This is a genomic window from Pseudoalteromonas sp. 20-MNA-CIBAN-0454 (genome assembly GCF_040308685.1).
GTDB classification, from domain to species: Bacteria; Pseudomonadota; Gammaproteobacteria; order Enterobacterales; family Alteromonadaceae; genus Pseudoalteromonas; species Pseudoalteromonas nigrifaciens.
This window is the reverse complement of sequence record NZ_JBEOOB010000226.1, coordinates 1-242: the sequence shown is the minus strand read 5'-3', so window position 1 is coordinate 242 and position 242 is coordinate 1. Positions and strand designations below refer to the sequence as shown.

Genomic DNA, 242 nt, shown 5'->3' with positions numbered 1-242 from the left:
CGTATTGCACGAGTTTCAGGTAAAAAATCAGGCAACTCACCATTATCAATACGAGCTTGTTTTTGTTTACGCTTAGCTAATAGCTCAGGTACTTCATCAACAAACTTTGCACATAACGAATCAAGGAAAGCCACAGCGCCAGAGTTAAAAACGTCTTCTTGGCCGTTGACAGTGGGACCAATAAACGTGAGATCGGTTTTAATCGAATCATCAGCATTTGCTGTGGACTTACTGTATTGAGC

1 pseudogene is annotated in these 242 nt (G+C 41.3%); it reads right to left on the bottom strand.

The annotated features are described in order from the left end of the window. Positions 1–242 (bottom strand): annotated as a pseudogene (locus AAEZ22_RS18580) (malate synthase A); the annotation flags it as partial.